The organism is Octadecabacter ascidiaceicola (genome assembly GCF_900185015.1).
Classification (GTDB): domain Bacteria; phylum Pseudomonadota; class Alphaproteobacteria; order Rhodobacterales; family Rhodobacteraceae; genus Octadecabacter; species Octadecabacter ascidiaceicola.
Genome location: NZ_FXYD01000009.1, coordinates 1 through 8,244 on the forward strand (window position 1 = coordinate 1; position 8,244 = coordinate 8,244).

12 protein-coding genes are annotated in these 8,244 nt (G+C 47.5%); 1 reads left to right on the forward strand and 11 read right to left on the reverse strand.

The annotated features are described in order from the left end of the window. Nucleotides 1–20: 20 nt before the first annotated feature. Entirely contained in the window at nucleotides 21–656 is a 636-nt protein-coding gene (locus OCA8868_RS16330; RefSeq protein ID WP_093997673.1) for a cation efflux transmembrane domain-containing protein, read from the reverse strand. 75 nt (nucleotides 657–731) lie between these two features. Between OCA8868_RS16330 and OCA8868_RS16335 the strand changes: the two genes are divergently transcribed. Continuing rightward, on the forward strand, nucleotides 732–1,154 hold the full coding sequence (locus OCA8868_RS16335; RefSeq protein WP_093997662.1) for a MerR family transcriptional regulator: 423 nt from the start codon (nucleotides 732–734) through the stop codon (nucleotides 1,152–1,154). A gap of 33 nt (nucleotides 1,155–1,187) precedes the next feature. Here OCA8868_RS16335 and OCA8868_RS17065 read toward each other — a convergent pair whose 3' ends face one another. From OCA8868_RS17065 to OCA8868_RS16385, 10 genes are all read right to left on the reverse strand, one after another. Further along, nucleotides 1,188–1,466, reverse strand: coding sequence for a type II toxin-antitoxin system RelE/ParE family toxin (locus tag OCA8868_RS17065; RefSeq protein WP_093997663.1), 279 nt, complete (start codon nucleotides 1,464–1,466; stop codon nucleotides 1,188–1,190). Then, nucleotides 1,456–1,692 (reverse strand): hypothetical protein, encoded by a 237-nt coding sequence (locus tag OCA8868_RS16345; protein WP_143849684.1) that lies wholly within the window; start codon nucleotides 1,690–1,692, stop codon nucleotides 1,456–1,458. The genes OCA8868_RS17065 and OCA8868_RS16345 overlap by 11 nt, the downstream gene beginning before the upstream one ends. A gap of 53 nt (nucleotides 1,693–1,745) precedes the next feature. Further along, nucleotides 1,746–3,209 carry a replication initiation protein gene (locus OCA8868_RS16350; protein ID WP_093997665.1) on the reverse strand — a complete coding sequence of 488 codons (1,464 nt, stop codon included), beginning with the start codon at nucleotides 3,207–3,209 and terminating at the stop codon, nucleotides 1,746–1,748. Between the two features lie 843 nt (nucleotides 3,210–4,052). Then, complete coding sequence (locus OCA8868_RS16355; protein WP_093997666.1) at nucleotides 4,053–4,337, reverse strand: hypothetical protein; 285 nt, start codon at nucleotides 4,335–4,337, stop codon at nucleotides 4,053–4,055. Further along, nucleotides 4,337–4,966: a nucleotide-binding protein gene (locus OCA8868_RS16360; protein ID WP_093997667.1), complete on the reverse strand. Its 630-nt coding sequence runs from the start codon at nucleotides 4,964–4,966 to the stop codon at nucleotides 4,337–4,339. The genes OCA8868_RS16355 and OCA8868_RS16360 overlap by 1 nt, the downstream gene beginning before the upstream one ends. A 260-nt stretch (nucleotides 4,967–5,226) precedes the next feature. Beyond that, complete coding sequence (locus OCA8868_RS16365) at nucleotides 5,227–5,469, reverse strand: hypothetical protein (protein WP_093997668.1); 243 nt, start codon at nucleotides 5,467–5,469, stop codon at nucleotides 5,227–5,229. A gap of 107 nt (nucleotides 5,470–5,576) precedes the next feature. After that, on the reverse strand, nucleotides 5,577–6,272 hold the full coding sequence (locus OCA8868_RS16370; protein WP_093997669.1) for a hypothetical protein: 696 nt from the start codon (nucleotides 6,270–6,272) through the stop codon (nucleotides 5,577–5,579). Further along, complete coding sequence (locus OCA8868_RS16375; RefSeq protein WP_093997670.1) at nucleotides 6,265–6,828, reverse strand: hypothetical protein; 564 nt, start codon at nucleotides 6,826–6,828, stop codon at nucleotides 6,265–6,267. The genes OCA8868_RS16370 and OCA8868_RS16375 overlap by 8 nt, the downstream gene beginning before the upstream one ends. After that, a complete protein-coding gene (locus OCA8868_RS16380; protein ID WP_093997671.1) occupies nucleotides 6,825–7,502 on the reverse strand; it encodes a recombinase family protein in 678 nt (225 codons plus the stop codon). The genes OCA8868_RS16375 and OCA8868_RS16380 overlap by 4 nt, the downstream gene beginning before the upstream one ends. An 87-nt stretch (nucleotides 7,503–7,589) precedes the next feature. Beyond that, a complete protein-coding gene (locus OCA8868_RS16385; protein ID WP_093997672.1) occupies nucleotides 7,590–8,141 on the reverse strand; it encodes a methyltransferase family protein in 552 nt (183 codons plus the stop codon). Nucleotides 8,142–8,244: the final 103 nt, after the last annotated feature.

Here is an 8,244-nt window from a genome sequence, read left to right on the forward strand (position 1 = left end):
AATAACAAGATTTGTTTCCATCATACTTTAACCTGATTATGAGTTGACGCTTCCCGACGCTCAGCCAAGGCTTGACGCATGATCTGATAGGCCGACGACAAGAACAGTCCTGCCATAATTGTTGCAACGATTAAGTCTGGCCAACCGGTGGCCGTTCCCCACACTCCCAAAGCAGCAAACATAACCGCTACGTTGCCTATGGCGTCATTGCGTGAGCAAAGCCAAACTGACCGCACGTTGGCGTCACCATCCTTGTAACGCACCAAAAGCAACACGCTGGCGAGATTTGTCACCAAGGCCAAGAAGCCCACCAATCCCATGATTTCTGCGGTTGGAATGCCAACGTAAAAGACGCGGTAGACAGTCGAACCCAAGACCCACGCCCCCATCAGAAACAAGCTAATGCCTTTTGCGAGCGCGGCCTTTGTTCGTACCTGTAAGGACGCACCAATAACCGCAAGCGACAGGCCGTAGGTTAGCGCATCCCCCGCAAAATCGAGCGCGTCGGCTTGAAGCGCTTGAGACTTGGCCGCGTGACCGGCACTCATCTCCACAACGAACATGATCGCATTTAAGGCAATGACGATCCAAAGCCGTCGCTTGTACTCATCTGAAACGCCCTCAAACTTGGCGTCATGTCCGCAACATCCAGCCATGCCAGAACCCTTTTGAAACTTCATTGCACATAGTGTAATGTCTCTAGTAACTAGAGGTTCAAGAGAAATTTCAAAATGTTTTCAATTGGTGGGCTTTCGAAAAAAACAAAGGTCAAAATACCAACGATCCGCTACTATGAAGAAGCGGGTTTACTGGCTGCGCCAGAGCGTACCAACGGCAATCAAAGGCGCTATGATCAAGCGGGATTAGAGCGGCTCAGCTTCATCAAACACGCACGAGAGCTGGGGTTTTCCATCGAAGCAATATTATCGCTGATCGAGTTACAAGAACACCCCGACCGCTCTTGTGACGAGGCGACGGCCATTGCTACCGCACAGCTCTCAGACGTCCGTGCTAAAATCAAAAAGCTGCGCTCTTTAGAAAAGGAACTTAAGCGTATTTCTGATTGCTGTGATGGTTCGGGATTATCCGAAGACTGCAACGTTCTGACGGCTTTGGCCGATCACACGCTGTGCATTCATCCTAGCCACGGATAACAGTCTGAAAACAAAAATTTAACATAATTTAGCTTACCGGCTCTGGCTGGGGTGATAAACATTCAATATTTCCACTCGCTCACCCGAAACTCGATACACGATCCGGTACTTGTATTTGCGCGTAATATGGAAACGAGCGCTCGTTAGCTCGATCTGCGCCCCCATCATTGGGAAATGCCCTAGCAGTTCCGCAGCGCGTTCTATGTCACGGGGCACGTTTTGCGCTCCGTTTGGGCTACGCTCCACCAGATACACGTTGATATTTTTGAGCTTGTTTAGAGCTTGTTGGCCGAAAACTACCTTATGAGGCATTTTGCGCGAAAAAGTCCGCAACCTCTTTAGGGTCTGCTTCTACAAAAGGCTCTGTAGCGAGCTGGCGAATTTCGGCCAGTTCGTCCCCTGTAAAGTTGGCCTCTGCCGTTAGTCCATAGTTCAAGGTAAAAGCCTCGATCACATTCGCCAAGGCTTCTTGCCCTGCCTCTGGCAAGGTTCTTTCTGCGCTCTGTAAACTGTCTTTTAGATGTGCGTTCATATTCACATTTTACCCGTAAACATGGCCTCGTGCAAATACTCACTATAAAAAGCTAGAATTTAAGCTTTTATTAATTTAGACTTTTTGTATGTCGCTAAATTTAAATCTTCGGGCTTTCCCCATAGCCTTAAGGCTTCTGGCACAACGTAGCCATTAAAGATTGTTCGATCTGTGATTTTACGCCGGTCAAGTTTCTTAATCTCCCCCTCGATTGATCGCCAGCGGTTGCGATAGTCGGGAAGGGGTGGGATTAAGTCACCAACAACGGCGCTTAGTTCTACCATATTGGCCGCGCTTTGTGTCTCTATCAGCTCTGTTGCCCGTTTCCGTTGGTGGTCCTTAAATTCGGCCTCTAGCGCCTCTGCGGCTTGTTCCGCCTTAGACAGCTCCAATCTGGCCGCTTCTCGTTTGGCTAGAGCTTGAGCCGCCTTTTCTGCCTTTTGACGTTCGGCTGCTGCTTTGACTCCAACCCCTTCGTTTAACATCTTGGCGAGATAATTTTTAGCATCGTATTTTTCGCCTTTAGCATCCATCTTTCTAAACCGGCTTTCAGTGTGGGCGATTATCTCCCCCACCCCTTGCACGCCATAAGCCTTTAAAGCTCTCTCAACCGTCTTTGACGTAACCCCCAGCTTAACGCATTTGTCGATTAAGCCGGCACGTTCACCGCTTGCGCCGGCCTCAATCTGTGCCGGCTCTTTTTTGTTCTCGATCAATGCCCCGTCAAAGCTCTTAGCCAGCTCTGTCACCATTCGTTCAGCGTGTTCAGCCTCGAAAAGCTGTAGCTGCCAAGCTTGCGGTTTAATGGTAAATTTTAGGTGTGTCAGTTTGCGCCCTGTCTTCACCGGCTCATAACTTAACTGCAAATCTGTGCGCTCGTTTACAGAATCTAGTAAGGGCTTAAGAACCCACTGCTTAAAAGCTTTAAACGCTGGGTAAGCGCTCGGCTCCACCCCCAAGTAAGAGCGCAATTCTAAGTAATCTAACGTAACCTCTGTGCTCTTGGTTCTATCCACTAGATCGCGAAACAACGCATAGAAGGAATAGCCCCTCCGAACGTCTGCTAGAGCTGAAATAAAGTATATGTTCAGCCGTGCGAACACACGCGGGTCTTTCACGAGTTTTTCAATACGTGGATGAACTTCAAAGGCTATAACGCCACGCCCTTTATTAGTCGCCCGACCAATAATCAAAGGGGCTTCATAACTATCAAATGTTCGATCTTGCCCCATAAAATTAAAGCGCAAATCTGTTTTTGAGATAGTTTTCACCGCCTCGGTTATCCGAGTATAGTCTTGGTTTCCCTCTTGCCGCATAACCGCTCTAACCAAGCTTTTTTCGAGATAGTAAAAACCATCTGGCGCTCGTTCCATCTTCGCAATGATGTGAACACATAAGAACAAAATACCTTGCTCAAAGTCTGACAAACGCCGCTCATAGTGTAGCAATGCCGTGGGGTGCTTGATTGTGTTGCGTTCAAGGTAACGCTGTAGCTGTAACGCCGCCATATCTGCTCGAATCATTGTTCTTGTGGTTTATTATGAACAAGACTACCACACTTAGGGGGTAGGTCAATTTTTTTTCACTATCCCTCTAAGGGCAGCTAAACCACGATTTCACTATCCCCCTAAGCACGGTCTCACTATCCCCCTAAAATAGATCAACCACGATTCTACTATCCCCTTTGACCACGATTTCACTATCCCCCTAAGCAACAACAAGAAACGCTCAAAACCCTTTGTTTATAAGGCTTAAGCAAGTCTAAAAAGACAACCACGATTCTACTATCCCCCTAAGCCCTCAAAGCCCTTATTTATATGGGTAAAACAGCTCTGAAAAACCAACCACGATTCTACTATCCCCCCAAGCCTTTTTTGACCACGATTCCACTATCCCCTTAAAGCTCTAAAACTCTTTATTTATAAGGGTTTGGGTATTTCAAAAATACACCTTCTAGCTAAAAGAAAGAGTATCAAAGATACTTAACTACTAACTAGCAGCAGCTAGTTTTCTTTTTTGGTTTTAAGAAGTTAGAAAAGCGATAAGGGTTTAAAACATAGGGTGAGGTTCTAGATTAGAAAATCGGCTGTCTAAAAATGAGGCCGCAATGTGCAGTTAAGCTAAATCAACCATCACCACCCCACCAAAAACCTATAAGTTCCGCGCCACGCCGATCTTTGCGCCGCCCCCTGCCCCAAACTTCGATTTTGGACGCCAGAAACAGCCTCTACAGGCGTTTTTCGGACTTTTAGTTGGTGGGGGTGCCAAAACGATCATCTAGGCGCTTAGAGGGCGAATTTTGCGCGCCACCATAGTCGGCTATTTTTTATAACAGCGTAAAAGCTTAAATTCTTAAAAGCTAAAATTTAAGCTTTTTCTCTTTGGGCCTTATATACAGCTAACATTTCCTCAAGTAATTCAACATGCTTAAGGCCGTCTTGAACGGCAACCATCTTAAACTCTTTCATCCATTCGGGACTTACTCGCGTTCCAAAAGGTTCGGTTCGTCCTGTCTTTTTCCGAACGGCTTTAGCTGCCGGTTCTGGCTTTGCTGGCGCGTGTTCTGGTTGCTCCAAGGCTGTGCTTGCATCGGCTGGCGGTGTGCCTAGTCGGTTTTTCTTGGCGGGTTTTTTTGGTAATTTTGTGACCATTATTGTGCGATTTTATCAAGTATAGACTGCATAAGAATTTCTGCCTTTTCGTTCAAAGCTTTGTAGCGCGTTTCGGTTACGGCCAAGCCAGTATTTTGAGCCTGTCGGTATGCTGGTTTCTCGTACAAACAGCCGTCTAAAGCGGTGTAACCGGCTTCGGCTATGAACTCGCGAGCTTCCCGAATTTCGGCTTCTGTCGTTACTCGTGTAAGAGCTAGGGCAATTTTGTTGGTGGGTATGCCGGTTTTGCGTAGCTCGTTTGCTAGTCTGATTGCTGGCATTAGATCATCACGGCTGGCGCATGTTGGTATGACAGACAAGTGAGAGTGTTTAGCTAAATCGGCGGTTACGGCGCTGGCTCTGGCGGCTGCATCCATAACGAGCAAGTCGTGATTATCAGCGTTCTTAAGGGCTGTTGCTACAGTTCCGAAAACCTCAACGGAGCCTACAGGATCATAGCCAGAGTTAAGCCTAACCTTGTGCCAGTCGGCAACAGTGCCTTGTTGTGTGTCTAGGTCGGCAACTTTCACGTCCCAACCACCGGCGCTGGCTTCACGAGCTAAAGCACGGGCGAGGGTGGATTTCCCGACGCCGCCTTTTTGAGCAATAAATGATACGATATATCCCATATACTAAGCCTAACAAACTGCTTAAAAGTTTAAAAGCTAAAAATCACAAAAGCTTAAAAGCTAGAATTTAAGAAATTTCTATTTTGCCTAGTTAAACAAAGGGGCAGGGGAGTTGTCGGCGTATGGCCGTAGTAACGGCCTTTGACCTTTTTAACCGTCAAATATGCCAATTTTCCCGATCCTAAAAACTAAATTAGGCCAGATGCAATGCGCTGCACCTGGCCTAACTTCTATATCACAAAAGTTAGTTGTAGTGATAACTAGTCGTTGCCCGTTACTGTTTTGATAATCTCGCGCACCATCTGTTCTGTTTCTTCTGGTGTAGCGGCACCATCGCGCAAATTTTTAAAGGCGGTTTGAGCTACAGCTAATGCTGTCTCGCGTAAGGTTGGCTCAACGTTTGACACTAGGTCGCCATGTAAGGCGGCTTCTTCGGCTGTCAGTTCTTCGCCATCTTCAAGCTTGCGGATAATGTCGCCGCGAATGCGTTTTTCTTGCCCCAAACCCCAGAGTTTTTGGGCTTTATCTTCCGCTGATATCGGTGTTTTTTCAGTTATTCTTCAGTGATTAAGGATCGCTAAGTATACCACAAATTCCAACGTTTGAAAAATTATGCCTCGTTCAGCTTACGCAACACGCCCTCAATGTCGCTTGTTTGCCAAGCCTTCGTTTTTTGCGCCAGTTCGGCCATAAACAGCTCAAAATCTTTTCTTATGTCGTTATCAGTCCACTTTTCGCGGATGCGGGCGGCGCTTTCAGCCTTAATCGTTCGCTCTTGGTTTTGTTGTGCCGTTACTTTAGCGGCTTCTGCCAAGTAAAAATCGGTAAGACGTTCTCGAATATACGCCTTTGTATGTTCACGGATTTCACGGCGTTGATTGCGAGCGGTGTTGTTGTCTGTCGTTAGCCGGTTTCTGGTGTCAATGCCGGTGATTAGATCGTGTTCTTGAACCTCAACATTTTTGACGTTCACAAGATGGTCAAAATCCGCTTCTAAATTTTGCCGGTAAATGTGCGCCCCGATAAGCTGCAACGATTGTTCGCGATGGGTTATCTCTTCTTGCTCGTCGCGAGATATCGCGGCTTTTTCAGCTTGACCTGCAAGGCTGTCTTGGCGCTTCTGTTCCAGTTCTACGGCTCTTGTATCATCCTTGCGTTGTTGCTCTCTAGCACGGTTCAAAACGCGAGAATTTTCAAGCCATTCACGGTGTTGCTGTTGCCGATCAAGTCTAGCATCTGCTTGCCGGTCTTTTTCTCGTTGTTGGCTGGCTTGGTGGCTTAAGCGACGCCCTAGATCATCAATCACCTAGACCTCCAATCGCAAGACTCTTTAATTCATCAAACAGGCCGTCCAATTCTGCCCGATCTTGATCGTCGTTTTCATTAATAAGGCTTTGAATTTGGCGGTTGATCTCTGCACGGCGAGTGCGCTCCTGCTCAATTTGAACGGCGCTCACTCCCTGCGCTAATCTTGATTGATCCATCCTATCTAGAAGCTGCATAAGTTGCTTGTGCCGATCCTTCATAAGCTCGCGGCGCTTATAATGGCTATCGTCTGTAAGCGCTTTTTGCTTCCGCTCTTCTTTTTCAATTTCGCCATCTATTACGCTCATTTGGTTGCGCAAACGCCGTATCGGTTCAAGTTCAGTATTTATTCGACTCTTAATTTGTTCAAGCTCGCTCAAAGAAGCCGTGCCACCAAAATAGTAATACCTTGCATTGCTATCTCGTTCATATTTGCTCTTTCGCAGCACCCTTCCGACATTTTCATACTCACCTGAAACAGTATTGTATGATCTATGTTGAGCTAGACTGTTGATTACTTGCAGCTTCTGCTTCTTTAAGTCATCTAAATGGCTCAAATTATCTCCCCCATTTCATTAACTCGTCTCAACAAACGGTAAACTCTCTGTCGATCCCAAACACCGTTCCGCGCAGTTGGGACTTTTCTAGCGTTTAGCTCACGGGTCAAGCTGGTGATAGTTGTGCGTAGATCTTCGGGGATCTGGCGGATTTGCTCGGCTGTAAATTTGGCGAAGTCGTCCGCTGCTTGCCGGTTCTCTTTCGCTCGATCTTTTCCGGCTCTCCCCAGCTCTACACCACGGGCTTTGGCCGCTGCTAGGCCGTCCTTTGTCCGCTGGCTTATCATTTCGCGTTCATGCTCTGCAAATGCAGCCAGCATGTGAACCATAAGGCGGTTTGCGTGTGGGTTGTCACACGCCACAAAATTTATGTTTGTTTCCATCAAGCCAGATACAAAATGCACGTTCCGTGCCAACCGGTCGAGTTTGGCAATCACAAGCGTTGCCTTCTCGCGTTTACAGTTCTTGACAGCTTCGGCCAGCTCTGGCCGGTTTTTCTTTTTGCCGCTCTCGATCTCCGTGAACTCCGCCACCAGCTCCGCTGTTGGATTGGTGGCAAGGTAGGCTTGCACGGCCATACGCTGCGCTTCTAATCCTAGTCCACTTTCGCCCTGCCCCGTTGTCGAAACGCGATAGTAAGCTACAAATTTTGAGGCCGGTGTGTGTTGGTTCATGGGAAAAGTGTCTCAAGTGAACGGTCGTTTACTTGAGACACTTTAGAGAAAAGGTGTCAAAAATCAATTTCTTACAAGTTCCTGCAATCATAGGAACCGTCGGACACGCAGCCTATAATTTTTGTAGGCTTGACCGTAATTGGCTTCAAGCCAAGGCTCCTCGGCAAATGGCGCAGCGATCAACACGGCAATGGCGACGGCTCCCACAATCATAGCTGACGGCGCAGCCGACAAAATCAACCAGCCTGCAACCATGGCTATGTCGGCTACATATTGAGGGTTTCGAGAGAAGCGATATAGGCCGTCTGTTTTCAACTCACCCACAGCTCCGCCCGTTTGTGGAACGCCGAACTTCATGACCTCCGACCACACACCCAAATGACCCAAAATGATAAAGGGTACACCAATGCCGAGCCGTACCCAATTTGGGAAAGCTACGGCTTGCCAGCCCAAAATTCCCAAAATGACCAAAACGGCAAATAGAGTGAAAGTTGGAACCCAAACCAGCACGGGGGTTAAAGCTGTGTATTTCTGTGGTGGCCATAAGCGCCGCGTGGGGCAAAAAATTGACCAAAGTATAGCTGCAAGAGTGCTAAACGCGATAGTTAGCCCTAGAATAACAAGATTTGTTTCCATCATACTTTAACCTGATTATGAGTTGACGCTTCCCGACGCTCAGCCAAGGCTTGACGCATGATCTGATAGGCCGACGACAAGAACAGTCCTGCCATAATTGTTGCAA

Bases quoted from the DNA above. Each gene is read 5' to 3' on its own strand.
- OCA8868_RS16350 (WP_093997665.1), bottom strand. From the start codon at position 3,209: ATGATTCGAGCAGATATGGCGGCGTTACAGCTACAGCGTTACCTTGAA.
- OCA8868_RS16335 (WP_093997662.1), top strand. From the start codon at position 732: ATGTTTTCAATTGGTGGGCTTTCGAAAAAAACAAAGGTCAAAATACCA.
- OCA8868_RS16380 (WP_093997671.1), bottom strand. From the start codon at position 7,502: ATGAACCAACACACACCGGCCTCAAAATTTGTAGCTTACTATCGCGTT.
- OCA8868_RS16330 (WP_093997673.1), bottom strand. From the start codon at position 656: ATGGCTGGATGTTGCGGACATGACGCCAAGTTTGAGGGCGTTTCAGAT.
- OCA8868_RS16360 (WP_093997667.1), bottom strand. From the start codon at position 4,966: ATGGGATATATCGTATCATTTATTGCTCAAAAAGGCGGCGTCGGGAAA.
- OCA8868_RS17065 (WP_093997663.1), bottom strand. From the start codon at position 1,466: ATGCCTCATAAGGTAGTTTTCGGCCAACAAGCTCTAAACAAGCTCAAA.
- OCA8868_RS16355 (WP_093997666.1), bottom strand. From the start codon at position 4,337: ATGGTCACAAAATTACCAAAAAAACCCGCCAAGAAAAACCGACTAGGC.
- OCA8868_RS16385 (WP_093997672.1), bottom strand. From the start codon at position 8,141: ATGATGGAAACAAATCTTGTTATTCTAGGGCTAACTATCGCGTTTAGC.